Source organism: Devosia salina (assembly GCF_019504385.1).
Lineage (GTDB): Bacteria > Pseudomonadota > Alphaproteobacteria > Rhizobiales > Devosiaceae > Devosia > Devosia salina.
Genome location: NZ_CP080590.1, coordinates 2370791 through 2395949, shown reverse-complemented (window position 1 = coordinate 2395949; position 25159 = coordinate 2370791). Strand labels below are relative to the sequence as shown.

Below are 25159 nucleotides of genomic sequence, written 5' to 3'. Positions count from 1 at the left end.
TCAAGGGACCTCGGGTTCGAATGGACTTTGAGACATGAGCACTGAGATCACCACCGATGTCGTCGTTATTGGCGCGGGCCCCTGCGGGCTGTTCGCGGCCTTCGAACTCGGGCTGCTCGATATCAAATGCCATTTCATCGACATTCTGGACCGCGCCGGCGGGCAGTGCGCCGAGCTCTATCCGGAAAAGCCGATCTACGACATTCCCGGCTTTCCGGTGGTCACCGGCCAACAGCTGACCGACAATCTGATGGCGCAGATCGCGCCGTTCTCGCCGGAGTTCCACTTCTCGCGCATGGTCAATTCCATCGAGAAGCTGGAAGACGGCTCTTTCAAGCTGCAGACGGATGCGGATGAGACCTTCTTCACCAAGGTCGTGGTGATCGCGGCCGGCGGTGGTTCGTTCCAGCCCAAGCGTCCGCCGGTGGAAGGCATCGAGCAATACGAGAACAAGTCGGTGTTCTATGCCGTGCGCAGGATGGAAGACTTCCGCGACCAGGACGTCGTCATTGTCGGCGGCGGCGACTCCGCCCTGGACTGGACGCTGAACCTGGCGCCCATCGTCCGCACCCTGACCCTTGTGCATCGTCGCGATGCCTTCAAGGCGGCACCGGCCTCGGTCAACAAGATGAAGGAGCTGGTCGCCGACGGGAAGATCAACTTCCAGCTCGGCCAGATCGCCAAGCTGGACGGTGAAGACGGCCAGATCAACCATGTGCACCTGACGACCGAAGCGGGTGATCTCTCGATCCCGGCGACGCGGCTCCTGCCGTTCTTCGGCCTGACCATGAAGCTGGGTCCGGTGGCGGACTGGGGGCTCGAGCTCAACGACAACACCATTGTCGTCGACACCGAAAAATTCGAAACCTCGGTGCCGGGCATCTTCGCCATTGGCGACATCAACCACTATCCGGGCAAGCTCAAGCTGATCCTCTCGGGCTTCCACGAGGCGGCATTGATGGCGCAGGCGGCCAAGGCCGTGATTTCGCCGGGTGAGCGCGTGGTGTTCCAGTACACCACCAGCTCCACCAAGCTGCAGAAGAAGCTGGGCGTGGCTTAAGCCGAATTGCCAAGCGGCCCCGCTCTTGCGGCGGGGTCTTTTGAGGGGTATGGACGCCCCGCTGTTGAGGAGCGCCCCATGAAGATCACTGTTACCGACCAGGCAGGCGAAGTGCACGAGCTCGAAGGGCTCGAGGGCTGGCGCGTCATGGAGGTTATTCGCGACTGGGGCCTCAATATCAAGGCCGAATGCGGCGGCGCCTGTTCCTGCGCCACCTGCCACGTCTATGTGGATACTGACTGGCTCGACGCCGTCGGCGCCCCCAGCGACGAGGAAGAGGACATGCTGGATAGCGTGGGTGACGTGAAGTCCAATTCCCGCCTCTCCTGCCAGATCCTGTGCTCCGACGCCCTGGACGGGCTGAAGCTGACCCTGGCGCCGAGCGCCGCCAAGGACTGATCACGATCCTTGCCGCATTGGCAATGCCTTAAGACGTTTGCCGCAGGCTGGCGGAATTTGCTTCTTCCAGTTTCGAGCATAGGTCGGATTTCATGGGCGTGACGTGCCAAGGCTGCCAGAATGGCGAAGACTTTCCGGTGCCGTTCACGATGGCATTCCACCCAATAGTCGATCTGGCCGCGGGCGAGATCTGGGGCTATGAAGCCCTGGTGCGCGGTGTGGACGGCCAAGGCGCCGGTGCGGTGCTGTCCGCGGTGACCGAGGCCAATCGCTACGTGTTCGACCAGGCCTGCCGGGTCAAGGCCATTGAACTGGCCGGGGAACACCTGCCGGCGACGTCAAGAGCACGGCTCTCGATCAATTTCATGCCCAACGCTGTCTATGAGCCGAAGGCCTGCATCCGGGCGACACTGGCCGCGGCGGCGCGTGTGCAGTTCGACCCCAGGCGGTTGATGTTCGAGTTCACCGAGAACGAACGCATGGGCGACACGGCGCATGTTGCCAATATCGTTGCCGAGTACCGGCGCATGGGCTTCATGACAGCACTGGACGATTTCGGCGCCGGCTATGCGGGCCTGGGCCTGTTGGCGAAATTCCAGCCCGACCTCATCAAGATCGACATGGACCTGCTTCGCGGTGTCGACAGTTCGGCCGCCCGGCAGGCGATCATCGCCGGCATTGTGGGCATTTGCCGCCAGCTCGACATCGCCGTGCTGGCCGAAGGGGTAGAGACCGAGGCGGAGCTGGTTGCCCTCAGGGCCGCGGGCATCACGCTGTTCCAGGGCTTCTATTTCGCCAAGCCGCAGGTCGAGACTTTTGAGGCCGATCTGAAACTGGCGGCCTAAGGCGGCTCAGTTAGTGCCGGATTTTCCAGCGTCTCCGACAACGCGGGTGAGTTCCCCGATGAAGTCGCGCACCATGGGCTGCGGCAGCGTCTCGAAGGGCAGGGGGCGGACCACGCGCATGGCGGCGATGCCGACGCGCACGGTCATCAGGCCGTTGACCACGCCCTCACCGAGTCGGGCGGAGAGCTTCGCTGCAAGACCCTGGCCCACCAGTTGTTCGACCACGCCATCGGTCAGCACCAGGCCGCCGGTGACGGCCAGATGGGCCAGCACGGCCCCCGCAAGCCGCCAGAAGCCGAAAAAGCCCGGGCGGGCGCCATAGAGCGCAGCTATGGCCCCGGCCAGCCTGACGCTCTCATAGATGACGAAGGCAATGTCCACCAGGGCCCGGGGCGACACTGCCGTCACCAGGGCCACGCGGCGCGCGGAAGCGGCCGTCAGCGCCTTGGCGCGTGCATCCAGAGGCGCCATAAGGCTGCGCTCGGCCAGGGCGATGACCTCGGTGCCGTCGAACAGGTTGGGCAGGTGTTCGGTCAGCGTGGTGCGGGCGCGAGCGAGGTCGGGGCGGTCGGCATAGATGCCGAGGAGATGGTCCGCGACAGTGCCGGCGGCCTTGCGGTCATTGTCCAGGGTTGCGCGTGCAGCTTCGTGCCGGAGGGCGTCCAGAACGCGCAGGCGACGCAGGGCAAGTATCTCTCGGGTGACGATGGCAATGACGGCCAGCACGAAAAGACCAAGCACGCCCAGGCCCAGCCAACCCAGCCATTCATTGGTCGCAAAGAGGTCGCGGATCAGCCGGTCGGCGGCCAGGCCCAATGCAGTGGAGACCAGAATGCCGCCCGTGGTCCAGGCCAAACGGCCGAACCAGCTCATGCGGCGTGGCGGCGGCGCCGGCTCCACTGGCTCGGCCTCGGGCGCGAAAGCGGCCTCGACGATCTCGGCGCGATCTGGGGTGAAGGCGCGAGGGGCGCGCACCATATCTGTCGGGCGGTCGGCACTGTCCATGGTTCGGGCAACGGGGCGTTTCATGCCATCCAGTCTCCGATGAGAAAGTCCATGGCCTGGTCGAGCCGGATATGGGGCAGCACCGGATCGCCGGCAGCATTGCGGTCCAGTTTCTGCGGTGGGGTGAAGCGCAGAAAATTCAGGGATACGGGCTCTCCACCCTCGAACAGTGAATCAGGGCGTTCCGGCAAGTCCCCGGGAAACAGGGCGATTTCGGTCCTGCCGTCATAGATCGCCCCGTCCAGCGTCTGGCCCTCGACAGGTGTTCCGACAAGGGTGGGCAGGGTCTCGCCATGCTCGCGAATGGTGCCTTCGCTGGTGGCGCGAATGCCCGCAATCGCGAGGGACCGGGTGGCGGCCCCGGCAAAGCGCGCCCGCTTGCTGGCATTGGCCACGAGGCGGTTGAGAATGGCCTGCAGGCGATCGTGGCTGGTGTGATGCACATGGTCGGCTTTGGTGGCGGCGAACAGGATGCGGTCGATGCGGCGCGAGAAGGGCCGCAGCAGGGGATTGGCCTCGCCCTGGCGGAAGCAGGCCAGCACAGCGGTCAGCGCCGTCTCAAGGTCGTTGACGGCTTCGGGACCAGCATTGAGGGCGCGCAGCGTGTCGACGAGCACCACCTGCCGGTCGAGCCGGGCGAAATGGTCGCGGAAGAACGGGCGCACCACCTGCGCCTTATATGCCTCGAACCGGCCTTCGAGCATGGCGTAGAGGCTGCCATTGCGGGTAGCGCCGGCCGGGCGAGGCAGTGGCGCGAAGGTGAGCGCGGGCGAGCCTTCGAGGTCGCCGGGCAGGAGAAACCGACCGGGCGGCAGCGTCGAGAGCGCCCCATGCTCGCGGCTGCGGCGCAGATAGGTGGTGAAGGTGGATGCCAGGCGCTCGGCATCGACATCGCTGGCGTCCCCGGACACATCGACGCCCTCGAGGGTCCTGAGAAAATCGGCAGCCTCAGTCGCATGGCCGGGCAGGCGGGCGCGGTCCAGCGCCTCGGCGCTCCATTCGGCAAAGGAAAGGCCGAGCAAAGGCAGGTCGAGCAGCCATTCGCCGGGATAGTCGACTATGTCGAGGTTGAGCGTGGCCGGCCCGGTCATGCCGGCCCACCACTTGGCCGACTGGAACTTGAGGACCAGGCGCAGTTGCGAGATGCGTCGCGTGCCCTCGGGCCAGGCCGGTGGAGTGCCGGTCAAGGTCGCCAGATGCTGCTCATAGGCAAAGCGCGGGATGGTGGCATCGGGATATTCGGCCAGCCGGGCGCCGATGAAGCGGCCGTCGGCCAGCGGGGCGAAGCCGGGCAGGCGGCCCTGGGTGAGAAGGTTGTGGACCAGTGCGGTGATGAAAATGGTCTTGCCGGCGCGGCTGAGGCCGGTGACGCCGAGGCGCAGCGTCGGCGTCAATACGCCGGTGGCGCTGTCGGCGAGGTTGGAGAGGGCGATGCCCAGTTCGTCGGTGAGGGTGGTCGGCGGCTGCGGCAAGGTTCGTCCCCAAGTGTCCCTGCAAGGTAGGGAGCGGGGTGCGGTTTGCAAAGAGGCAGCCGCGTCCCAATCGGGAGTGCCGGTCCCCCTCGGGTCTCGCCGAGGGGGGTGGCTTTATTGCCCGATCTTGTCCAGTTCGAACGGCGTCGTCTGGTAGATCTCGTTGATCCAGTTCTGGAACAACAGGTGCGCATGGCTGCGCCAGCGGTTCTCCGGCACGGCGCTGGTGTCGCCGTTGGGGAACAGGTTCTGGGGCGGCGGCGTATCGAGACCGGCCTTGATGTCCCGCTCATACTCGTCGGCCAATGAGCGGTTGTCATATTCCAGGTGGTTCAGGAAATAGACGGCGCGTTCATTGCGGTCGCCCAGCATGCACAGCCCGATCTCCTCGTTGTCGATCAGGATTTCGAGCCGGTCGCCGAGGCTTTCACGATCGATGTCGTTATAGCGCGAGACCGGGATCATGGGACTGTCGGACAGGCCGCGCAGGAAGGGCGAGCGCGGGTTGACGATCCGGTGTCGGAAAACGCCAAAGGCCTTCTTGTCCATGCGGTAGCGGCGCGCACCGTGGAAATGGTGCAGGGCCGCCTGCGCGCCCCAGCAGATGAACATGGTGTGATGCACGTTGGTGCGCGTCCATTCCATGATCTCGAGCATTTCGGGCCAGTAGCGGACCTCCTCGAAGGGCAGGTTGGCGATGGGCGCACCGGTGACGATGAAGCCGTCGAACTTGCGCTCCTTCACTTCCTCCCAGGTCTGGTAGAAGGTGTTGAGGTAATCCTCGGGCGTGTTCTTGGACTGGTGCTCGGTGACCCGGACCAGGCTCAGATTGATCTGCAGCGGGGTGGCGCCGATGAGCCGCGCGAACTGGGTCTCGGTGCGTTCCTTGTTCGGCATCAGATTGAGGAGCCCGAATTCGAGCGGACGGATGTCCTGCCGCGCAGCACGGCTGGAATCCATGACGTTGACGCCCTCGTCTTCGAGCGTTCGTCGGGCGGGCAGGTTGTCTGGAATTCGAATAGGCATGGCAGCCTCTTAGCTGGGAAATACGAGAAAGCGATTCAAGCCGGCGCGCAGGCGTCACTGAGACGCCGCGCGCTAGCGCATTCGCTTCTCGATGGCGGAGGCGACCAGATCGACGAACTCGTCGCCGTCCCGCACGGTGGCCAGGTCGGAGGCTTCCACGACATAGCCGAAATTGTCGGCCAGCGCCTGGTAGCGGGGCAGGCGGTCGTGCAGCAGCGCTTCGAAGCCCCAGGCGCCGAAACCGGCCGGGTCGACATCGTTATCGTCGAGAATGCCATTCATCAGCTTGTACTCCGTCCATTTCTCGACGAGGAAATCGGGCTGATAATACATCGGCTTGGGCGACTTCTTGAAGCGCTTCACCAGTTCGGTGGCATCCTTTTCGGTGCCGCGAATATAGATCAGCGCCGTGCTGGCCGCGAGGGTCCGGATCACCGGATCCTCGGGATCTGCCGGATCAACGACCTCGATCAGCGAGCCGCCAGTGTCGGCGATGAAATCGTCGTAGCCATAGAGTGCCTTGGCGCGCTCGATGAAATAGGGCACGTCGCAAAGCGCTGCCACCTCGGCAACGCGATGCTGCTCCTGCCGGCGCTGGTATTCCGCCAGGGGGAGTCCGCCACGATTGGGGTCGCCCGGGGTGCCCAGATAGGTCGAGAGCGGGTCGAGATTGTCGAAGGTGATGTTGGACGAGATATAGATCGAGTCCGTGCGCAGAAGCTGCGCCAGGAAGGGCACCTTCATGGCTTCGCGCTTGAAATTGTCGACGATGAACTCGCCCATATAGCGCGTGCCGATGCGATAGTCGGCCGAATAGTGGAACCAGTGATTGGCGCGCAGCATGTTGCTCAGCCGCGTCTTGCCAACGCCGGCCATGCCGAAGACGGTCACGGCGCGGCGCGGGGCCTTCACAAATTCATCGACGCTGGAAAACAGCATAACAGACGCTCCGCGGGGGACCGAAGCGTCCCTTGCCCGTGTTGCGTTTAAAGCAAGCCTGCCGCGATCTCAAGCGACCGGCAAAATCTGCCCCATGCCCGGACTCAATTGCCGCCTTGTCGCCGCATTCAGCGGAGCTCTGCGGAAAAACATCAGGAAAATCAACGGTTCTGGCGATTGGCATCAGGTTTGCATCTGATGTGCTGAACGCGCCCAGCGGCGCATCGGGGATTACGGAGTTACAGATGGGTATCTATGGGGCTCTTTCCAGCGCGGTGACTGGCCTGCGGGCACAATCGCATGCGCTGGAAAACATTTCGGGCAATATCGCGAACTCGCAGACCACCGGCTACAAGCGGATGGAAACGAGCTTCATGGACCTCATTCCGGACGCGCCGCTGAAGTCGCAGGTCCCGGGTGCGGTGCTGGCGCAATCGCGCGCCACCAACAATATCCAGGGCGATATCCAGACGAGCTCGAACGAAACCTATATCGCGCTCAATGCCAATGGCTTCTTCGTGGTGGAGCCCAAGGTCGGTCAGTCGGACGGCAATTCAGTCTTTGCCGGGTCGAACTACTTCACCCGTCGCGGTGACTTCGAGATCGACAAGGATGGTCTGCTGGTCAACGGCGCCGGCTACTATCTCAAGGGCCTGCCGATCGATCCGGCCACGGGCAATATCTCGGGCTCGGTGCCCGAGGTGATCGAGCTGTCCAACGCCTTCCTGCCGGCCAACCAGACCACGACGATCAATTATCAGTCCAACCTGCCGCAATTGCCCAAGACGGCCAACTACAAGTCCACCGTCTATAACAGCGAGCTCCTCGGGTCCGAGAACTTCGCGGCCGGCTCGACCACTGCGGCGACCAACGGCACGGTGAACCTGGGGGCCGGCGCCGGGGCCAACCTTGCGACCACGGTCTTTGCCGATGGCGATACCATGACCATGACGGTCAATGGCGTTGCCGTGGACTTCAAGTTCTACGACAGCGGTTCTTCACCCGTGCCGACGGGTGGCGTGGCGATTGACCTGGTCGCGCCGCGGACAGTCCAGAACGTGCTCGATGACATGCAGTCCGAATTGCGTGACTTCGGCGGTGGCGCGGCCGCCTCGGCAACAGTGTCGCTCAACGGCTCGAACCAGTTCAACGTGACGCTGGGCACCGATTACCACTCCAGCTTCTCGATTTCCGGCGTCAGTGCAGCCCTCGAGACGGCCCTGGGCCTCACCGATCCGCAGACCTCCTCGGACCCGACGCTGGCAACGGTCAATACCGTTTCGGCCGACGATGCCGACGACTTCGTCGCCAATTCCATCTCTGGCGGCGCCATCACCGTCTATGCCAGCAATGGCGCGCCGGTGAACGTGCAGCTGCGCTGGGCCAAGGTCGATAGCGCTGCCTCGGGCGGGACCGACCGCTGGAACCTGTTCTACCTCTCCGACAGTGCTGCAGTGGGCGGTTCGCCGGCCTGGACCAATATCGGACAGGATTATGAGTTCGGCAGCAATGGTTCGCTCTCGACCAGCGTACCCCAGGCCACCATTGATGATCTGCGCGTCAATGGCGTGCTGATCGGCGATGTGGTGCTGGCGCATGATACCAATGGCGTCTCGCAGTTCGCCGACGTCAACGGCACGGTGACGGTCTCGACCCTCAACCAGAACGGCTATGGGGCGGGTGAATTCCTCTCTGTCGCCATTACCGACTCCGGTCGCGTCGTCGCGACCTATTCAAACGGTGAGCGCATCGAAATGGCGCAGGTGGTGACCGCGCAGTTCAACGGCATCAACTCGCTCAAGCGTCTCGATGGCGGCGTCTACGAGGCGACCTCAGAATCGGGCGAGCCGATCTTCGACCTCTCGGGCTCGGGCATTATCGGTGGCGCGCTTGAAGCGTCCAATACCGACATTTCCGACGAGTTCACCAAGCTGATCATCACCCAGCAGGCCTATTCGGCCGGCACCCGCATCGTCTCGACCGCGGATGAGATGCTGCAGGAAGCGCTGAACATGATCCGCTGAGGCGGACGCTGAGTAATGGTCCGGGGCGCGAGGCTCCGGACCGCATTCCAGTTTGAGGGCCACGGTCATGGGTCTGGTTTCGTCACTTTCGAACGCTGTCTCGGGTCTCCGGACCAGCCAGGATTCCATCACTATCCTGAGCCGCAACGTCTCCAACTCGGGCACGCCGGGCTATCACCGGCAGTCGCTCAACATCATCGACTACTCGTCGGTCAACAGCACCTATGCCCGTTCCGCGGGCGTGGACCGCGCCTTCAACCTGAGCCTGCAAACCTATTACAACCGGCAGGTCTCGGACACGTCCATGTCCAATGTGATGGGCGACTACCTCAACAAGCTGCAGGGCTATCTGGGCAAGCCGGGCACGGCGGGCTCGCTCGACACCATGTTCGGGTCGTTCAAGAACTCGCTGCAGGCGCTGGCGACCAGCCCTGACGATTATTCGACCCGCGCCAATGTGGTGTCGGAAGCCCAGGCCTTTGCCCAGCAGCTCAACACGCTCTCCGGCGTCATCCAGCAATTGCGCCAGGAGTCCGAGACGCGCATCGCCAATGACGTCTCCGAGGTCAATGCGATGCTGATCTCGCTCGACGAGGTCAATGCCCGCATGCTGGACCTGGGCATGACCGATACTGCCCGGGCGCAGCTCTATGACCAGCGTGATCGCCTGGTCGCGTCGGTCGCCGAGATCATCGACGTGCAGGCCGAATACCGCTCTGACGGCACGGTGGCGCTGATGACCCGCTCGGGCGTGGGTCTGCTCGACAACGGATTTTCTACCTTCAAGTTTACCTCGGCCGGGGCGCTGTCGCCGACCTCCCAGACCAATATCGACCCCGATGCCAGCAAGGTCGGCAAACTCACGCTGACGACGCCTTCGGGCCTGACCATCGACCTGGTGCAGCAAGGTGTGCTGCAGGGCGGTGAACTGGCCGGTCTCGTGCAGTTGCGCGACAAGATCCTGGTCGAGGCGCAGACCCAGCTCGACGAGATCGCGGGCGGCATTGCCTCGGTGTTCAATACGATCACCACCGCCGGTACGGCCGCAACCGGGGGCGGTGGGGCGGAGGGCCTTTCGGCGGACATCTCACATCTCAAGCCTGGCAATGATGTCCTCCTGACCTATTCGCAGAATGGCGCCGAGCAGCGCGTGCGGATCGTCAACAGCACCAATGGCCAGGACTTCATCGATGCGAGCGGCCAGCGGGTCATTTCGGTCGATCTTTCCGACGCCACGGCGGCGGCAGCGACCCTGCAGGGGAAACTGCCGGGCCTGGCCATAACCAGCCCCAGCGCCGGTGTGCTGCAGGTTCTCGATGACGGCACCGGCGGCACACGCGACGTGACAGGGCTGACCACACGCGGCTCGGCCACCGGCACCCAGCAGGGCGAACTGGCCATGGCGCTGTTCGTCGATCAGGGCAATTCCGCCTTCACGGACAATCTGGATACAAACCCGCCGCAGATCCTTGGTTTTGCCGCCCGAATCTCGATCAACCCGGCCGTCGTTTCCGACAATCGGTTGCTCGTGCAGTTCGATGTCGGTGGAACGCTGGGGGATGCGTCACGGCCGGAATATCTGCTCGACCAGCTGCGGTCGATGAGCTTTGTGTCGGGTACGACGCCGGCCGCCAATGAAGGGCGCTTCCAGCTCAACGGCACTGTCGAGCAGATCATCGAACAAGTGCTCAACTATCAGGGCACGACGATCGGCACAGCCCTGACGGCGCGCGACAGCCGCCAGCTGACCCTGGATACCATCTCCACCCAGATGGAGAGCGAGTATGGGGTCAATATCGACGAGGAAATGGCCCGCCTCACCGAGCTCCAGAGCGCCTATGCGGCCAATGCGCGTGTCGTGTCGGTGGTCAAGGAACTGCTCGACACGCTGTTTTCGTCGACTTGAGGAGTAACGCGTCATGATCGTCAATAAGTCGATGTTCCCGCTCACGACCGGTTTTTCCGTCATCTCCAAGATGCAGGACCAGTTCGCGCAGTTGCAGATGCAATTGGGCACCGGGGTCAAGGCGCAGACCCTTTCGGAAATGGCGCGCGATCTGCCCGTTTCGTTGTCGGTGCGGTCCCGCCTGACGACGATTTCGGGCTACAATGCCAGTATCGAGCAGGTCGACCTGCGGCTGAGCTTTTATGACAACGCCCTGACTCGGTTGGACCAGATCGAAGGCCAGGCGCGCAATTCGGCCGTGCAGGGCCAGTACGGTTCGAACAATATCAACATGGCCACCATTTCCAGCCTCTCCAAGGCGCGGCTGGACGAAATGGTGACGCTGCTCAATTCCGACGTGGCGGGGCGCTATCTGTTCGGAGGATCGGTGACTGACAAGGCGCCGCTGCCGACCACCACTGAATTGCTCGATGGCGCTGGCGGCCGGGCGGGCTACAAGACCGTGGTGACGGAGCGGCAGATGGCCGATCTGGGCGCATCCGGGCAGGGGCGCCTGACGACCACGCTGGCCACGCTGACGGCCACCGATCCGGCGACTGTCAATCTGACCGAGGATGGCGATCATCCCTTCGGCTACAAGCTGTCCACCGTCTCGGCGGTCGGCGCCAATATCGGCATCGTCTCTGACTTTGCGACGACGCCGGCCGATATCGAGTTCACCTTCCCGGCCCCGCCCGCAACGGTGGAGGAAGGCGACAGCGTCACGCTGGGCTTCACATTGCCAGATGGCACGGAAACACAGGTGACGCTCAAGGCCGTATCGGCGGCCAATGCGAATGGGTCGACCAACGAATTCGTCATCGGCTCCGACGCCATCGAGACAGCGACCAATTTCGAGACAACGCTCAAGAACACGCTCAAGGAGACGGCCGAGAGCGAGTTGCGGGCGGCATCGACCTATGCGGCAGCGCAGAACTTCTTCAATGCGGCCGGCGAGCCGGTATTGCGCGTGAGTGGCGCCGATCCATACACCTCCACCAGCCTGCGGGTGGCCACCAAGACCGACACCGTCATGTGGTATGGCGGGCAGACCGCTGCGGTTTCGGCCGTGGGCATGGGGCGGCTTACCTCTGCCCGTGCGGCCGAAACGGTGACATTGACCGAGAATATCCCGGTTTCCTCGGCGCACGGGTTCCAGATTTCCGGCGTGACGTCCAGCGTCACCAATGCCGGGGCGCTGACGGCCACCCATACGCCAGGCGATCCGGCTTCGATGTCGGTGGCCTTCGACGATACTTTCGCCCTGACGGCCGGCGACAGCGTCACCGTGACGCTGACCGAGCCGAACGGTACCAGCCGCCAGGTGACCCTGACGGCAGTGACCGGCAAGGCGGGACCGGGCCAGTTCACCATTGGCGCGGATGAAGCGGAATCGGCGACCAATTTCGAGAAGGCGATGATCCGCTCGGTGACTGAGGCGGCCGCTGCCGCCGAAGGCAATCCGCGGCAATCGGTGACGGCGGCCGTGGAGGATTCCGGGCGGGTTGCCTATGGCATGCAGGCCAATGAGAGCGGCTATTTGCGCATGATGCGCTCCATGGCCGCCATGACCGTGGAAACCTATCCAGAGATCACCAATGCCACCGATCCCAATTCGGTGGATCTCGACCCCGCCAAGCTGCGCTTTGACGCCATGGCGCGCCGGCAGCAGCTCGAACTCTCCGAAGGGCGGAACGCCGAGCGCGGGTCCATCGAGCTGATCACGATGGAACTGGGGATCGCCCGCGCGGGCATCCAGGCCGCTGGCGACCGGCACACAAATTACAAGGCGCAGCTGGACAATCTGCTGAGCGATGTGGAGACGGTGAGCAAGGAAGACGTCGCCATGGAAATCCTGGCGCTGCAGACCCGCCTGACGGCGAGCTACCAGGTGACGTCCATGGTCAGTCAACTGAGCCTGGTGAACTACCTCTAGAGCAATTCCCGTTCTGATTGAATCAGAACGGGAGCTCTATCTCTTTGTTCTGTCATGCTTTCGAACCGCAAAAGTGGTGTCCACTTTTGCTGAAAGCGCTCTAGGGCAGGCCATACCGGTTCAGGCGTCCACACCCACCGCCCCGCCTTCGGGCTCGATCCGAGGGCCACTGAGGACACCCAAAAGGCACGCGTGGTAACTGGTCCTTGGGTTAGTCCCGAGGACGGCACCGGGTCATTGAAGCGTCCCATTGCCCCAAAAGAAAAACCCCGCCGAAGCGGGGTTCTTCTCGTTCATGGTCCCTGCGGCCTACATGCCGCGCAGGCCCGCCGCAATCTGTCGGTTGAGCTGCACCAGCACGGTCAGCTGTTCGGGCTGGGGGACGCCCTCATAGAGGATTTCGCGGGTCTGGTTCATCACGAACATGCCCAGATTGGCGATGTTCTGGCGAATTTCCTGGGGCAGGGGGCTGTCGTCCTGGGTCACCGCGGACATGAAGATGGTCCAGAGCTTGCGGTTGAAGTTCAGCGCCGTGCGCAATTCCTCGGTCGTGGAGATGTTCCACTCATCCTTGACCTTCTGGAGGCCGGCCGCGGCCTTCATGAGCAGAGCAGATTCGCGCTGGCGTGGAGACTCAACGACTTTCGCCGTCTGTTGATACGCTTGAGCGCCTTGCTGATGCATGATTGAGCAGGTCCTGTTCGTATTCAATAAGCCTTTGGGCGGCCTTGAGAGCCTTGTACAGGGACCCGGTTAATATCTCGTTATTGATTTGGTCGACAATCGGTAGAGAACTGGGCACTGCGGCCACAAAGTCCCTTGATAAATCATTGTAGACGGACTGGGCCTTGTCGGTGTCGCCGTCGATATACATCAGCTGTACGGCCAGATAGATGCGCCGGGCGGGCGTATTGGCGGTCTCGGACGTCATGATGTCCTTTTCCCGCAGGATCGGGGCGCTGCCATCGATGAACAGGCGGGTGCGCTGGTCGGAATTGGTGATGATGCAATTGCCCACCAGCAGTTTTTCGCCAGGCTTCAATTCGACCTTGAGCGCCATAGGATCTGTCTCCGGGACTCGGGGAAGTACCCTGTTTGTCTAGACCGAGATTGCGGCGAAAACAACGAAGGCGGACCGATGGCCCGCCTTCCGAATGCGATGTGGTAAGCGATTTACTGCAGGAGCTGCAGGATCGACTGGTCGGCCTGGCTGGCCAGCGAGAGCGAGTTCTGCGACAGCTGCTGGCGGGTCTGCAGAGCCAGCAGGTTGGCCGCTTCCGTATTCATGTCGGCCAGGGTGAGGTTGCCGGCGCCGGTTTCGAGCGTGTTGATCATCGCTTCGGTGAACGACTTGCGGTTCTGCACGATCGACAGGTTCGAGCCGAAGGTCGAGGCCTGCGAGCGGACTTCGTCGAGAGCTGCCTTGAGATCGGTGAGCAGGCCGTCGATGGTGGTGTCGCTATCGAGCTGCTCTTCCTCGAGCTGGGTCGGTACGCCCAGGTTGAAGGCGTTGATGGTTTCGCCATTCTTGGTCTGGATGTCGATCGAGGAGGTGCCGGTCTCGTTGAAAGTGATCTTCAACTTGTCGCCGCGCAGCAGGTTGATACCATTGAACTGGGCGTCGTCGGCGAGCTTGTCAAGCTGGTCGCGCAGTTCGTTGAACTGGTCGGCCAGGCCGGCGCGCACCGAGTTGCCCAAGATGGTTGAGGCGCCAGATGAGGTTCCGTCGATTGCACCGCCGGACGAGACACCGTCCACAGTCAGTGCCTGTGTGGACTGGTTCTCGATGCGCAGTTTGCCATTGTCGTTCGAGGCGCGAATTTTGCCCTTGAGATCGGTATTGGTGTTGATCTCGCTGACAAGTGCGTCGAGCGTCTTGGCGGCCAGAGTGTCAGTACCCGAACCGTCGGTGATGCCCGAGCCAGTGGCGCCATTGGCGGTGGTGTAGTTCGAGATGGTGACGTCGGCCACGCTTTCATTAGCTGCAGTGCTAGTGAAGTCGATCTGGCCGCTGTCGTTGACGGTGGCCGAAACGTTGGTGACGTTGGCGGCCGTCAGGTCGGCGTTGATCATGGCCGCCAGTTCGTCGGCGGTAACCGCGGACGCGTCGGCGGCAGCGGCGTTGGCTTGGGCGTAGTCGATGGTGACCGTGGTTGCAGTGCCGCCATTGACGGCAATGTCGAAGCTCACCGAGCCATCGTTGCCACCGCTGTTGGTGAAGTCGATCGCGGTGAAGGCGGCGCCGGCCTTGGTCGAGGTGGCGGAGGCCAGTTCGATATCAACAGCGGTCGTGCCGACTGCGCCACCCGAGAACGAGAGCTTGTCGCCGGACACGACGTTGGTATCCATGGTGTAGGAGGACGTCTGGAAGGACTTGTCCTGACGGGCCTGACGCAGGGTCGACTGCATCGATTCCAGGGTCTTGGTCATGGCCGAGAGGCCATTGTCAGCGGCTTCAAGCGTCTGGATGCCGTTGGCCATCGAGTCGATGAGTGCACCCAGGTCGCTGGCGCGGTTGGTGAGGCCCTTGGCGGTGAACCAGTTGGAGGGGTTGTCCAGAGCCGAGTTGACCTTGTTGCCCGTAGCGAGACGATTTTGTGTCGTCGCCATCATGTCGGCGGTGCCCTTGAGCGAGAGAAGATTGGCCCGAACGGCCTTCGAAAGTGAGATATCCGCCATCTAATGCAATCCTTGCCTCAGGCCGTTCCGGCCCCTTGCCCAAAGAGTTAACCGCAGTTTCTTAATGGCGCGTTAACCATGCGGATTGACGTCTCGTAAACCATGTTTTTTCGAGGCGGACGGGCGCAAAGCAGAAGGGGCGGGCCTTGCGACCCGCCCCTTCCTGTATCGTTCTGGTGCTGTTCCGATTAACGGATGAGCTGCAGGATCGACTGGTCGGCCTGGCTCGCCAGCGAGAGCGAGTTCTGCGACAGGGACTGACGGGTCTGCAGAGCCAGCAGGTTCGCAGCTTCCGTGTTCATGTCGGCCAAGGTCAGGTTGCCGGCACCGTCTTCGAGGGTGTTGATCATCGATTCGGTGAAGGTCTGGCGGTTCTGCACGATCGAGAGGTTCGAGCCGAAGGTCGAAGCCTGCGAACGGACATCGTTCAGAGCGGTCTTCAGCTTGGCCAGTTCAGCGTCGATATTGTCGTCGCTGTCCAGATCCGATTCCTGCAGAGTCGTCGCCACACCAAGATTGGCCGAGTTAATGGTATCGCCGTTCTTGGTCTGGATGTCGATCGAGGAGGTGCCGGTCTCGTTGAAGGTGATGGCCAGCTTGTCGCCGCGCAGGAGGTTGATACCGTTGAACGAGGCGTCGTCGGCGAGCTTGTCAAGCTGGTCGCGCAGTTCGTTGAACTGGTCGGCCAGGCCGGCGCGCACCGAGTTGCCCAAGATGCTTGCTGCGCCAGTCGAGGTGCCATCAATTGCACCACCGGACGAGACACCGTCCACAGTCAGTGCCTGTGTGGACTGGTTCTCGATGCGCAGTTTGCCATTGTCGTTCGAGGCGCGAATTTTGCCCTTGAGATCGGTATTGGTGTTGATCTCGCTGACAAGTGCGTCGAGCGTCTTGGCGGCCAGAGTGTCAGTACCCGAACCGTCGGCGATGCCCGATCCAGTGGCGCCATTGGCGGTGGTGTAGTTCGAGATGGTGACGTCGGCCACGCTTTCATTAGCTGCAGTGCTAGTGAAGTCGATCTGGCCGCTGTCGTTGACGGTGGCCGAAACGTTGGTGACGTTGGCGGCCGTCAGGTCGGCGTTGATCATGGCCGCCAGTTCGTCGGCGGTAACCGCGGACGCGTCGGCGGCAGCGGCGTTGGCTTGGGCGAAGTCGATGGTGACCGTGGTTGCAGTGCCGCCATTGACGGCAATGTCGAAGCTCACCGAGCCATCGTTGCCACCGCTGTTGGTGAAGTCGATCGCGGTGAAGGCGCCGCCGGCCTTGGTCGAGGTGGCGGAGGCCAGTTCGATATCAACAGCGGTCGTGCCGACTGCGCCACCCGAGAACGAGAGCTTGTCGCCGGACACGACGTTGGTATCCATGGTGTAGGAGGACGTCTGGAAGGACTTGTCCTGACGGGCCTGACGCAGGGTCGACTGCATCGATTCCAGGGTCTTGGTCATGGCCGAGAGGCCATTGTCAGCGGCTTCAAGCGTCTTGACGCCGTTGGCCATGGAGTCAAGCAGAGAACCCAGGTCGCTTGCGCGGTTGGTGAGGCCCTTGGCGGTGAACCAGCTGGAGGGGTTGTCCAGAGCCGAGTTGACCTTGTTACCGGTCGCGAGGCGGTTCTGGGTGGCAGCCATCATGTCGGCCGTGCCCTTGAGGGACAGCAGGTTCGAGCGGACGGCTTTCGAAAGAGAGATATCGGCCATTTTGGCGGGGTCCTTTTCTAGGATTACGCATACTAAGACGCCTCTCCTGAGGCAGGGCGATCCTCACCCTCGAGGCTATAAGGAAGGGTTAAGTCGCTGCCGAATATTTGGGCAAAATCCCGCGCTGATCGGGTTGGGCGAAACGCAGAAAGGCCCCGGAAACCGGGGCCTTTTGCAGAGGTCGACCAGGGAGGGGTCTAGGAAAGCGTTAACTTAAGCCAGCAAGTCCCGCAGCCGCGCCTGGGACTCCTCGGGGATTTCCGCCGAGCCGATCCGGCGGAGCAACTCCTCCATGGATTTGGGCGTCGGCGGCAGCGCCCCGGCAATGATGGCGGCGGCAAAATCTGCGGCGCGATTGCGTTCGGCCTCCATGGGCTGCTCGTCGGACGCCGCCTTCTGCTGCGGCAGCCCGCGGTCCCGGTCGCCCGGACGAGCGCTTGAGGGCGACTTCTGTGTGCTGTCGGGCAGCACCGTCCGTTCGCCCATGGCGGGGCGGTGGCGGTAGTCGCTCAGATGTGTTGTGCCCGATGAGACGGGCTCTATGGCGAGGCTCGTAACCATGGCCTTTCCCCGAATGCACCTATTCGGAGAAACCCTAGCCTCGCCCTCTTATAGTCGCGTAACCAGCGCGTTGCGCATTTGATTCAAATGCCTGGCGCTACAAGGCCCTGTTGATGGCGATACCCTTGGCCGACGCGGCCGGATCGGTTGCGACCTTGCCGGCTGAGCCATATGTCCTGGCACGGTTCTGCTGGCCGACCATGCGCGCGACATCGGTCAGCACATCTTCGGTAACCGTCTTGGCCGTGGCGAGGACCCTCAGGTTCTCCGCCATCTGGGTGGCGAGGCTTTCATGGCCGGCGCGAAGCCGCGCCAGAGCCGCGGGCGCTTCGGCGGTCAGGCGTGTGCCCTGGCGCTGGATGGCCCGGGCAAAGGTGACATAGTCCTGCGCCAGGCGCGCCTTGTCGGGGGTCAACTGCCCTGCCTGGCGCAGATGTCCGGCGCGGAGCAGGGTGGTCTCCTGGTTCATCACATCGACCAGGGCCGCCAGGGCCTGTTCGGCATGGGTGCACAGCTCTTCGGCCGGAAGGGCATCAAGAGCGGCAAGGCGAGCGGCAGCGGTCATTTTCCGTACACTCCGGAATTGGCAACAAGGTTGGTATGGGTCAGGCCCTGGCTGGCGTTGGCAGCTTCCTGCAGGGCGATCATCTGGCTCATGAGCTCGTCGGCGATGCCGACGCCACCGCTCTGCGCAATGGTGTTGGCGAGCTGCTCGGCTTGCATGGAGCGCCATGTCTCCTCGCCGAAGCCGCCGCCGAAATTCTCATCGGACTTGATCGAGGCGAACATTTCCTTGGTCAGCGTGTTGAGAAAGACGCCTTCAAGTTCCTCAGCCTGGCTGCGGATGCGTTGCAGCTGACTGGGCGGGAGGCTGGAGCCGGTCGCGGCAATCATGGGCATCACAGCACCTCGATCTCGGCCTGCAGGGCACCGGTGGCCTTGATCGCCTGAAGGATAGCAATCAGATCGCGCGGCGATATTCCCAGGGCGTTCAGCCCGTCGACCAACTGCTGGAGGGTCACCGATTCCTCGACGACCTGCAGGGCGGTGTCAGACTGGTTGACGTTGAGATTGGTGTTGGGCTCCACCGCGGTCTGGCCCAGGCTCAGCGGATTGGGCTGCACCACCTGCGGATTCTCGGCAATCGTAACTGTGAGATTGGACTGGGCGACGGCTACGCTGGACACGCGCACATCCTTGCCCATGACGATGATGCCGGAATTCTCGTCGATGACGATCTTGGCGGGTTGGTCGGTCTGGACGATCAACTGCTCGATGTCGGTCAGCAGGTCGACAATGTTCCCGTTGAAATTGCGGGGCAGGGTGAGGCGGACCGTGGCCGGGTCTTCCGGCACGGCCGTAGGAGCGCCGATGAAGTCATTGACCGCCAAGGCGATGCGTCGTGCGGTGGTGAGGTCGGGATTGCGCAGTGCCAGGCGCAGGGAGGTTTGCGAGCCGAGGTGGAAATCGATCTCCCGTTCGATCAGGGCGCCCGAGGAGATGCGGCCGGTGGTCGGTACGCCGGAGATGACGGCGGCCGCGTCGCCCTGGGCGCTGAAGCCATTGATCAATACCGGGCCCTGGGCGATGGCATAGACTTCTCCATCTGCGCCGAGCAGCGGGGTCACTAGCAGCGTGCCGCCCTGGAGGCTGTCGGCGTCGCCGAGCGCGGCCACCGATACATCCATGCGCGAGCCCTGTGTCGCGAAGGGAGGCAGATTGGCGGTGACCATGACGGCCGCGACATTGGCCGTGCGGACGTTTTCGCCCTGGGTATTGACGCCCAGGCGCTCAAGCATCGACTGCAGTGACTGCTTGGTGAAGGGCGAATTGTTGAGGCTGTCGCCGGTTCCGTTGAGGCCCACGACGAGGCCGTAGCCCACCAGCTGGTTCTCGCGGATGCCCTCCATGTCCACGATATCCTTGATGCGCGCGGGGGCGGCATGGACCTGGGCGATCGGCGCGACGGTCAATGCCGCACTCAGGATCGTGGCTGCGATGGTGCGAAACAGGCGCATAGGCATTCATCCCCGAATGATGCCGCCCCATCCCCATGGCGCGGCCTTCGCGGAGAGCAATGCCAGAAGCGTGCCAGTTGGGCGCTGATCGCGCAAATCGCGGATTTTAAACGCTTTTTCTGATCCCCTTGTGTGGCCGTTGCCGTTCTGGTCGTGGCGGGCTGCAATTCTTGCCGGGCATGTTAAGGGCTTGTTAACCCCGGTGGGCAGATTTTGCCGGTACCGCAAAGCCCAAGTGAGTCAGGACCCTTGCGCATAGACGCCACCAATCGATCCAGCGGTGTTGCTGGCCGGACCGCCGTCGGCAAGGCCGGCAGCGGCCCCGCTTTCGTGCCCGCCGGCGAGCAGGGCGCGGCCCGCGCCAGCAGCACGGCGCCGGTTGCGCCGGCGGCTGGGCTGGATGCGATCCTGGCGCTGCAGGCCGTGGGCGATTTCACCGAAAGCCGGCGCAAGGCCATCAAGCGCGGCACCAGACTGCTCGACCTGCTCGAGGAGATGAAGGCGGACCTGCTGGTTGGACGGCTGGGCCCGGAACGCCTGGATGCAATGGTGCACCAGTTGACCACGCTGCGTGAGCGGGTGGAGCCGGAAATTGACGCCGTGATCGACGATATCGAGCTGCGGGTGCGAGTGGAACTGGCCAAGCTCGGGCGCTTTCCCCAGATTTGATCGGCCGCGACAGGGCGATACGTCATCAAGATGTTGTGGCTTTTGGGCTATGTGCCTGACGCCGCGACAATTCCTCTCGTTAACGAGAGGTAACTTGTTTGCTTGCCCGGGCGCGGCGGGGCGCATATATAGGCCGCCAAGGGCGCATTGGAGTTGAGTCTGCTGATGTCTTCGGTTGAACTTACGGATTATCGACCCAGCGAGGACGAGCCGTTCATGAACCCGCGCCAGCGGGAATATTTCCGGAACAAGCTTCACGCTTGGAAGGACGAGATCTTGCGCGAAAGCCGCCTGACTCTCGAGAACCTTCAGGAAGAAAGCCAGAACCATCCCGACATGGCCGACCGAGCCAGTTCAGAAAGCGATCGCTCGCTGGAACTGCGGACCCGCGATCGCCAGCGCAAGCTGATCGCCAAGATCGACGCGGCGCTCAAGCGCATTGACGATGGCACCTATGGCTATTGTGAGGAAACCGGCGACCCGATCGGGCTGGCCCGCCTCGATGCCCGCCCCACTGCGACGCTGAGCCTGGAAGCCCAGGAACTGCATGAGCGGCGCGAGAAGGTCTATCGCGACGAATAACGTCCGCCGCACCGAAATGCCGAAAGCCCGCAGCAATGCGGGCTTTTTGTTTGGCTGGAAGGATTCGTGCTCGATGGTGCCGTCGCCCGCCGGGGCACAAGCCCAAAACCGGGCGGCGATCAGTTTCAAGGCGCGAAGCCCCGCTTGAACTCTACCCTTGTGCCGTGAAACAGGGTCTCTCCGACATTGAGGACGGAGTGCAGGTCCTGGGGTGGCATTTGCAGCACCAGCGGCATGTCGAAGGTCTTGGGGATGGGCAATTGCACCTCGTTTCCGGCCGCGTCGAAGTCCCGGAGGGGGGCCAGGCGGTCGATAATGAACAAAGATGGATAGCGGTGGTGGTGCAGCGGTTCGGGGGCGCCGGGGCGCAGTGTGACCGAGAGGACGCGGATGTGGTCGTCCTCGTAAAGCACGTCATGATTGTCCGGGGCGGCCGTCACCGCATCCTGGTCCGGGGACCAGTCGGCGGGTTGGTTCTGGCCCTGGCTGGCGTCGAGAAATGTCATGGCTGGTTCCTCCCTAAGAGAGCCGGCCAAAGGTGACATGCCCGGCTGGGCCGGTCCCAAAGCGGATGCAAAAAGTTCCAAAGCGCTATGCGGGCATCCCCGCCAGCCGGAGCCCGTCGAGGATCGGCTCGATCCTGCCCGGGATCATGGCGGGCTGGCCGGCGCGGATGCTGCCCAGCGTGACACGCGGCGACAGGCGCATGAGGTCGGCAAGGCGGCGCTGCGCTTCGGCCTGCCGACCCAGATGTGCATTTGCGGCGATCAGCATCCAATGGGAAGCATCGAAATGGGGATTGACCGCCAGCGCATGGCCGGCATGGGCCAAGGCCTGCTCGTATTGGCCGCGGATGACGTCAATCATGGCAAGGCCACACAGGGCGAAGCGGGTGTCGGGATCGAGCGGGGCCATGGCCAGCACGTGGCGCAGATGCATTTCCGCCTCTTCCAGCGTGCCGCAATGGACGGCCATGATCCCTGCCACGGCAGTGACAAAGGGGTCATTGCGATTGGTCCGCGCCGCCTCCCGGGCGACGGCAATGGCGGCCGGGTAATCCCGCCCCACCTGCATCAGGCACATGGCGCATTGCGCCGCCAGCCGGGCATTGCCGCGTGCATGCTGCAGGCATCGGCGGGTCAGGGTCAGGCACTGCTCGACATCGTCCGTCCCCAGCGGCTCCCAGCCCATGGTGTGACGGTGTTCGAGCGCCCAGGCGGCGTGGCAGAGAATGGCGGCGTTGTCGGGTTCGCTCTCCAGCGCCTGTTGCAAGAGCGCGAAGGCGCGTCGATTGGCGGGCTCCGACTCATGGTCGAGATCGGCCTTGGCGCGCAGGAAAATGTCATAGGCGGCGACGCTTGCAGGCCGCTCCTGGCGGGAGCGAACCAGTTCGCTGGCGCCGACCGAGGGAGCTACGCGGGCGGCCACCGCCTCTACGATCCGGTCCTGCACGGCAAAGACGTCGTCCAATTGCCCGTCGAAGCGCTCCGCCCAGATTTGCGTGCCGCTGACGCCATCCACCAATTGGGTCACCAGCCGCAGGCGCTGCCCGTCGCGCCGCAGGCTGCCTTCGAGCAGGTAACGCACGCCCAGATCGCGGGCGACGTCCCGGCTGTCCATGGTCCGGCCACGATAGGTGAAGGCGATGTTGCGGGAGATCACGGAGAGGCTTTGGAAACTGGTAAGGGCCGCGATGAGGTCGCTCACCATGCCTTCGGCGAAATAGCCCATATCGGCGTCCCCCTCGCCATGGGTGAAGGGCATCACGACCAGGCCCGGCCAGTCCGCATTTTCCGCGACTGAGGGACGGTCGAAGGAAAACCGGTAGCCCAGTGCGGGCACGGTAACGATCCAGTCGCGGCCGTCGTCGCGGCGCCCCAATAGTCGCCGCAATTGCGAAACCTGAACGGAAAGATTGGCTTCCTCGACAAACAGGCCGGGCCAGGCCCGATCCATCAGTCGGGGCTTGGACACCGTTTCGCCATTGGCCTCAGCAAGCGCGGCGAGAAGCAGGATGGCCCTTTGCCCGACGCGCACGACCTGGCCGGCCTGACGCAGGGTCAGACCGGCCAGATCGAGCTCGAAATCGCCAAACCTCACCAGGTCTTTCATGGCGCAAGGCTAGCGAGAAAGCCGCCGGTGGGGAAGCGATCAGGCCCCGCCGGTCCGATCCAGGTTGCGGTCGTGCAACGCCTGGACTTCCGGCGTCATGGCTTCGGCGAAATCGGCCATTTCGATCACCGGGCGAATATCGATGTCGCTGTCGGTGAACATGGGGTTGGGGCAGCGTTTCACCCATTCGACCGCCTCATCCATGTCGCGGACTTCCCAGATCCAGTAGCCGGCGACGATTTCCTTGGTCTCGGCGAAGGGGCCGTCGATGACCGAGCGGTTCGAACCGGAAAAATGCACGCGCTTGGCGTGTTTGGTGGCCTTGAGCCCGTCGCCGCCGAGCATGATGCCGGCATTGATCAGTTCCTCATTGTACTTGCCCATGGCCTCGAGCAGTTCGGTGGTGGGCATGATGTCCTGCTCGCTGTCGGCAGTGGCTTTGACGAATACGACGACACGCATTTCAGTCTCCTTGAGCACCGAGGGCGAAATTGCCCTTCTGCCGAGCCGACGAGTGGTCGCCAGGGGCTTCGACATTTTTCCCGGCCGATTTTCGCGCTTTGCCCGAGAAAAGCAAAGCGGGACCCGAAGGTCCCGCTGTTCTTGTACCTCTGGGGTGGAATCAGAAGCCGATGACGGTGGTGATGCCCGACTGGTTGTCGCCATTCTGCAGGCATTGGGCGTTGGTGGCCTCGCCGAACTGGAACAGTCCGCAGCTATTGTTGTTGCCATTCTGCTCGATGGTGCCGGTGTGGCCATTGCCTTCCTGCCAGATCAGGCCGTGATTGCCCGAACCGTTCTGGTTGAAGCCGGCCGAATTGCCCGAGCCGTTCTGGTAGCCATTGGCGCCGGTGGCCGACAGGCCCTGCATGAGCGAGAACATCTGCAGACCCATGCCGAGGGCCTGTGCCTGGTCGGGGTCGGTGGGGGTGAAGCCGATGGCGATCTGGCCGCCGGCCATAGCCGGGGTGACGGCCAGGCCAAGCATGGCGGCGGTGAGTGCGGTGGCGATGGTCCTGGTGAAGGAAGTGGTCATTCTGGTTCTCCCAAGTGGATTTGTCTGCGGTCCCTGAATGCTGGGTTTTCCAGCGCTTGACCGTGACCCTAGCGGGGGCGTCCTGAACCGATGCGGAGCACCTCGTTCAGACAGCGTTCAGCGCGGGCGAACGGACAAAAAAAGCCCCGCCAAGGCGGGGCAGTGGGGAAGGATGGGGGAGGCGCGCTCAGGTGAGCGTGGCCAATGGGGTTGAGCAGTCGAGCTGCTTGCCGTTTGCGGTGATGACGAAGTCGATGTCGACATCGGCGCCGGCATTGACCATGACCTTGCCAAGGGAAAGGGCGGTGCCTGCGGCGGCCGAGAACTGGCCACCCTGCCGGATATTGGTGGAGCCGCCCGCGCCCTGGCTCTTGAGGGCGAAACGGTATTCTCCCGAAAGGGCCGTGGGGCTTTGCAACACGCCTTCAATGGCGAGCATGCCGTGCTCGGTGACCGTATTGATGCCGCAGGCAAGGTCACTGCCCTGGGGGGACGAATTGGCGTTGGCCGCGGCGCCGGCAATGCCGAGGGCCGCGATGGCGACGAGGCCAATGCGAAGCGTTGAGTGAAACATGGGGAAGTCCTCCTCGAAAGGGGTGGGGGCCGGCGGGTTGCCGGCCCATGCGGGAGGCGTTACGGGCACACCTGCACGAAGGCGCTCACATTGTTCGAGCCGTGCTGCACCAGATTGGCATTGCAGCCATTGCCCACCTGCACGCCGGCGGCGACATTGCCATTGCCGTCCTGGGTGAGGATGGCGTTGTGATTGTCGCCGAACTGGCCGACTCCGGCCTCGTTGTTCCAGCCGTCCTGCCAGACATCGCCATAGTTGTTGTTGCCGTCCTGGCCGATGCCGGAGACATTGTTGCCGCCGTTCTGGTTGGAAATGCCGGTATTCCAGTTGCCGTTCTGGTAGGCGCCGAAGGTGTTGTTCCAGCCGGTCTGGCTGCCACCGACCGCATTGCCGAAACCGTATTGCTCGATGAACAGGCCGTTGGCCATTGCCGGGGCGGCGGCGCCGATGATGGCGGTGGCGGTCAGGGTGGTGATGAGAAGCTTGCGGATCATTTTGTCGTCTCCTTGCTGGGGCTGCGGTCCCTCCGACCGCGTTGTTGATGGAGACTGTTCTAGGGGAGTGATCCGGAACCGCGCCTGAA

At 63.1% G+C, this 25159-nt stretch carries 26 protein-coding genes; 8 read left to right on the top strand and 18 right to left on the bottom strand.

The annotated features are described in order from the left end of the window. Positions 1-34 precede the first annotated feature (34 nt). From K1X15_RS11630 to K1X15_RS11620, 3 genes are all read left to right on the top strand, one after another. Positions 35-1060 carry an NAD(P)/FAD-dependent oxidoreductase gene (locus tag K1X15_RS11630; protein WP_220303765.1) on the top strand — a complete coding sequence of 342 codons (1026 nt, stop codon included), beginning with the start codon at positions 35-37 and terminating at the stop codon, positions 1058-1060. A 78-nt stretch (positions 1061-1138) separates the two neighbouring features. Then, positions 1139-1459 (top strand): 2Fe-2S iron-sulfur cluster-binding protein, encoded by a 321-nt coding sequence (locus K1X15_RS11625; RefSeq protein WP_220303764.1) that lies wholly within the window; start codon positions 1139-1141, stop codon positions 1457-1459. A gap of 149 nt (positions 1460-1608) precedes the next feature. Next, complete coding sequence (locus K1X15_RS11620; RefSeq protein ID WP_476700507.1) at positions 1609-2304, top strand: EAL domain-containing protein; 696 nt, start codon at positions 1609-1611, stop codon at positions 2302-2304. 6 nt (positions 2305-2310) lie between these two features. On the opposite strand, the gene K1X15_RS11615 is transcribed toward K1X15_RS11620, so the two are convergent. The 4 genes from K1X15_RS11615 to K1X15_RS11600 all read right to left on the bottom strand — a co-directional run bounded on the left by K1X15_RS11615 (position 2311) and on the right by K1X15_RS11600 (position 6746). Further along, complete coding sequence (locus tag K1X15_RS11615; RefSeq protein WP_220303762.1) at positions 2311-3333, bottom strand: YcjF family protein; 1023 nt, start codon at positions 3331-3333, stop codon at positions 2311-2313. Further along, positions 3330-4781 (bottom strand): YcjX family GTP-binding protein, encoded by a 1452-nt coding sequence (locus K1X15_RS11610; RefSeq protein ID WP_220303761.1) that lies wholly within the window; start codon positions 4779-4781, stop codon positions 3330-3332. The genes K1X15_RS11615 and K1X15_RS11610 overlap by 4 nt, the downstream gene beginning before the upstream one ends. A 114-nt stretch (positions 4782-4895) precedes the next feature. Further along, a complete protein-coding gene (locus K1X15_RS11605; protein WP_220303760.1) occupies positions 4896-5807 on the bottom strand; it encodes a homoserine O-succinyltransferase in 912 nt (303 codons plus the stop codon). A gap of 72 nt (positions 5808-5879) precedes the next feature. After that, positions 5880-6746 (bottom strand): ATPase, encoded by an 867-nt coding sequence (locus K1X15_RS11600; protein ID WP_220303759.1) that lies wholly within the window; start codon positions 6744-6746, stop codon positions 5880-5882. Between the two features lie 245 nt (positions 6747-6991). Here K1X15_RS11600 and K1X15_RS11595 point away from each other — a divergent pair, with 245 nt between their 5' ends. The 3 genes from K1X15_RS11595 (at position 6992) to K1X15_RS11585 (ending at position 12651) form a co-directional block, all read left to right on the top strand. Further along, complete coding sequence (locus K1X15_RS11595) at positions 6992-8770, top strand: flagellar hook protein FlgE (RefSeq protein ID WP_220303758.1); 1779 nt, start codon at positions 6992-6994, stop codon at positions 8768-8770. Between the two features lie 67 nt (positions 8771-8837). Continuing rightward, positions 8838-10676, top strand: coding sequence for a flagellar hook-associated protein FlgK (gene flgK, locus K1X15_RS11590; RefSeq protein ID WP_220303757.1), 1839 nt, complete (start codon positions 8838-8840; stop codon positions 10674-10676). 13 nt (positions 10677-10689) lie between these two features. Continuing rightward, a complete protein-coding gene (locus K1X15_RS11585) occupies positions 10690-12651 on the top strand; it encodes a hypothetical protein (RefSeq protein WP_220303756.1) in 1962 nt (653 codons plus the stop codon). Positions 12652-12960: 309 nt separating this feature from the next. On the opposite strand, the gene flaF is transcribed toward K1X15_RS11585, so the two are convergent. From flaF to K1X15_RS11545, 8 genes are all read right to left on the bottom strand, one after another. After that, positions 12961-13335, bottom strand: coding sequence for a flagellar biosynthesis regulator FlaF (gene flaF, locus K1X15_RS11580; protein ID WP_220303755.1), 375 nt, complete (start codon positions 13333-13335; stop codon positions 12961-12963). Next, positions 13286-13711 (bottom strand): flagellar biosynthesis repressor FlbT, encoded by a 426-nt coding sequence (gene flbT / locus K1X15_RS11575; RefSeq protein ID WP_220303754.1) that lies wholly within the window; start codon positions 13709-13711, stop codon positions 13286-13288. The genes flaF and flbT overlap by 50 nt, the downstream gene beginning before the upstream one ends. Positions 13712-13824: 113 nt before the next feature. After that, positions 13825-15330 carry a flagellin N-terminal helical domain-containing protein gene (locus tag K1X15_RS11570; protein ID WP_220303753.1) on the bottom strand — a complete coding sequence of 502 codons (1506 nt, stop codon included), beginning with the start codon at positions 15328-15330 and terminating at the stop codon, positions 13825-13827. Between the two features lie 188 nt (positions 15331-15518). Further along, on the bottom strand, positions 15519-17024 hold the full coding sequence (locus K1X15_RS11565; protein ID WP_220303752.1) for a flagellin N-terminal helical domain-containing protein: 1506 nt from the start codon (positions 17022-17024) through the stop codon (positions 15519-15521). Between the two features lie 213 nt (positions 17025-17237). After that, the gene (locus tag K1X15_RS11560; protein WP_220303751.1) at positions 17238-17585 is read right to left on the bottom strand and encodes a hypothetical protein; all 348 of its coding nucleotides are present in this window, start codon (positions 17583-17585) and stop codon (positions 17238-17240) included. 97 nt (positions 17586-17682) lie between these two features. Then, on the bottom strand, positions 17683-18150 hold the full coding sequence (locus K1X15_RS11555; protein WP_220303750.1) for a flagellar protein FlgN: 468 nt from the start codon (positions 18148-18150) through the stop codon (positions 17683-17685). After that, the gene (locus K1X15_RS11550; RefSeq protein WP_220303749.1) at positions 18147-18485 is read right to left on the bottom strand and encodes a rod-binding protein; all 339 of its coding nucleotides are present in this window, start codon (positions 18483-18485) and stop codon (positions 18147-18149) included. The genes K1X15_RS11555 and K1X15_RS11550 overlap by 4 nt, the downstream gene beginning before the upstream one ends. After that, positions 18485-19603 (bottom strand): flagellar basal body P-ring protein FlgI, encoded by a 1119-nt coding sequence (locus K1X15_RS11545; RefSeq protein ID WP_220303748.1) that lies wholly within the window; start codon positions 19601-19603, stop codon positions 18485-18487. Before K1X15_RS11545 ends, K1X15_RS11550 begins: the two co-directional genes overlap by 1 nt. 249 nt (positions 19604-19852) lie before the next feature. Between K1X15_RS11545 and K1X15_RS11540 the strand changes: the two genes are divergently transcribed. Together K1X15_RS11540 and dksA are read left to right on the top strand one after the other, a co-directional pair. After that, positions 19853-20272 carry a flagellar assembly protein FliX gene (locus tag K1X15_RS11540; RefSeq protein WP_220303747.1) on the top strand — a complete coding sequence of 140 codons (420 nt, stop codon included), beginning with the start codon at positions 19853-19855 and terminating at the stop codon, positions 20270-20272. Positions 20273-20437: 165 nt separating this feature from the next. Then, positions 20438-20854: an RNA polymerase-binding protein DksA gene (gene dksA, locus K1X15_RS11535; protein ID WP_220303746.1), complete on the top strand. Its 417-nt coding sequence runs from the start codon at positions 20438-20440 to the stop codon at positions 20852-20854. A gap of 125 nt (positions 20855-20979) precedes the next feature. Here dksA and K1X15_RS11530 read toward each other — a convergent pair whose 3' ends face one another. The 6 genes from K1X15_RS11530 to K1X15_RS11505 all read right to left on the bottom strand — a co-directional run bounded on the left by K1X15_RS11530 (position 20980) and on the right by K1X15_RS11505 (position 25070). Continuing rightward, positions 20980-21360, bottom strand: coding sequence for a hypothetical protein (locus K1X15_RS11530; protein WP_220303745.1), 381 nt, complete (start codon positions 21358-21360; stop codon positions 20980-20982). An 85-nt stretch (positions 21361-21445) separates the two neighbouring features. Then, complete coding sequence (locus K1X15_RS11525) at positions 21446-22966, bottom strand: winged helix-turn-helix domain-containing protein (RefSeq protein WP_220303744.1); 1521 nt, start codon at positions 22964-22966, stop codon at positions 21446-21448. 39 nt (positions 22967-23005) lie between these two features. Continuing rightward, entirely contained in the window at positions 23006-23428 is a 423-nt protein-coding gene (locus tag K1X15_RS11520; RefSeq protein ID WP_220303743.1) for a YciI family protein, read from the bottom strand. A gap of 160 nt (positions 23429-23588) precedes the next feature. Next, positions 23589-24002: a curlin gene (locus K1X15_RS11515; RefSeq protein ID WP_220303742.1), complete on the bottom strand. Its 414-nt coding sequence runs from the start codon at positions 24000-24002 to the stop codon at positions 23589-23591. A gap of 187 nt (positions 24003-24189) precedes the next feature. Continuing rightward, complete coding sequence (gene csgH, locus K1X15_RS11510) at positions 24190-24576, bottom strand: curli-like amyloid fiber formation chaperone CsgH (protein ID WP_220303741.1); 387 nt, start codon at positions 24574-24576, stop codon at positions 24190-24192. Positions 24577-24635: 59 nt separating this feature from the next. Next, positions 24636-25070, bottom strand: a complete 435-nt coding sequence (locus tag K1X15_RS11505; protein WP_220303740.1) for a curlin — start codon at positions 25068-25070, stop codon at positions 24636-24638. Positions 25071-25159: the final 89 nt, after the last annotated feature.

Excerpts from the sequence above, each read along its gene's own strand:
- csgH (WP_220303741.1), bottom strand. The coding sequence starts at position 24,576 with ATGTTTCACTCAACGCTTCGCATTGGCCTCGTCGCCATCGCGGCCCTC.
- K1X15_RS11550 (WP_220303749.1), bottom strand. The coding sequence starts at position 18,485 with ATGCCCATGATTGCCGCGACCGGCTCCAGCCTCCCGCCCAGTCAGCTG.
- flgK (WP_220303757.1), top strand. The coding sequence starts at position 8,838 with ATGGGTCTGGTTTCGTCACTTTCGAACGCTGTCTCGGGTCTCCGGACC.
- flaF (WP_220303755.1), bottom strand. The coding sequence starts at position 13,335 with ATGCATCAGCAAGGCGCTCAAGCGTATCAACAGACGGCGAAAGTCGTT.
- dksA (WP_220303746.1), top strand. The coding sequence starts at position 20,438 with ATGTCTTCGGTTGAACTTACGGATTATCGACCCAGCGAGGACGAGCCG.
- K1X15_RS11525 (WP_220303744.1), bottom strand. The coding sequence starts at position 22,966 with ATGAAAGACCTGGTGAGGTTTGGCGATTTCGAGCTCGATCTGGCCGGT.
- K1X15_RS11600 (WP_220303759.1), bottom strand. The coding sequence starts at position 6,746 with ATGCTGTTTTCCAGCGTCGATGAATTTGTGAAGGCCCCGCGCCGCGCC.
- K1X15_RS11630 (WP_220303765.1), top strand. The coding sequence starts at position 35 with ATGAGCACTGAGATCACCACCGATGTCGTCGTTATTGGCGCGGGCCCC.
- K1X15_RS11515 (WP_220303742.1), bottom strand. The coding sequence starts at position 24,002 with ATGACCACTTCCTTCACCAGGACCATCGCCACCGCACTCACCGCCGCC.
- K1X15_RS11545 (WP_220303748.1), bottom strand. The coding sequence starts at position 19,603 with ATGCGCCTGTTTCGCACCATCGCAGCCACGATCCTGAGTGCGGCATTG.
- K1X15_RS11625 (WP_220303764.1), top strand. The coding sequence starts at position 1,139 with ATGAAGATCACTGTTACCGACCAGGCAGGCGAAGTGCACGAGCTCGAA.
- K1X15_RS11530 (WP_220303745.1), bottom strand. The coding sequence starts at position 21,360 with ATGACATTTCTCGACGCCAGCCAGGGCCAGAACCAACCCGCCGACTGG.
- K1X15_RS11615 (WP_220303762.1), bottom strand. The coding sequence starts at position 3,333 with ATGAAACGCCCCGTTGCCCGAACCATGGACAGTGCCGACCGCCCGACA.
- K1X15_RS11570 (WP_220303753.1), bottom strand. The coding sequence starts at position 15,330 with ATGGCGGATATCTCACTTTCGAAGGCCGTTCGGGCCAATCTTCTCTCG.
- K1X15_RS11585 (WP_220303756.1), top strand. The coding sequence starts at position 10,690 with ATGATCGTCAATAAGTCGATGTTCCCGCTCACGACCGGTTTTTCCGTC.
- flbT (WP_220303754.1), bottom strand. The coding sequence starts at position 13,711 with ATGGCGCTCAAGGTCGAATTGAAGCCTGGCGAAAAACTGCTGGTGGGC.
- K1X15_RS11560 (WP_220303751.1), bottom strand. The coding sequence starts at position 17,585 with ATGGTTACGAGCCTCGCCATAGAGCCCGTCTCATCGGGCACAACACAT.
- K1X15_RS11620 (WP_476700507.1), top strand. The coding sequence starts at position 1,609 with ATGGCATTCCACCCAATAGTCGATCTGGCCGCGGGCGAGATCTGGGGC.
- K1X15_RS11595 (WP_220303758.1), top strand. The coding sequence starts at position 6,992 with ATGGGTATCTATGGGGCTCTTTCCAGCGCGGTGACTGGCCTGCGGGCA.
- K1X15_RS11555 (WP_220303750.1), bottom strand. The coding sequence starts at position 18,150 with ATGACCGCTGCCGCTCGCCTTGCCGCTCTTGATGCCCTTCCGGCCGAA.
- K1X15_RS11565 (WP_220303752.1), bottom strand. The coding sequence starts at position 17,024 with ATGGCCGATATCTCTCTTTCGAAAGCCGTCCGCTCGAACCTGCTGTCC.
- K1X15_RS11520 (WP_220303743.1), bottom strand. The coding sequence starts at position 23,428 with ATGCGTGTCGTCGTATTCGTCAAAGCCACTGCCGACAGCGAGCAGGAC.
- K1X15_RS11605 (WP_220303760.1), bottom strand. The coding sequence starts at position 5,807 with ATGCCTATTCGAATTCCAGACAACCTGCCCGCCCGACGAACGCTCGAA.
- K1X15_RS11505 (WP_220303740.1), bottom strand. The coding sequence starts at position 25,070 with ATGATCCGCAAGCTTCTCATCACCACCCTGACCGCCACCGCCATCATC.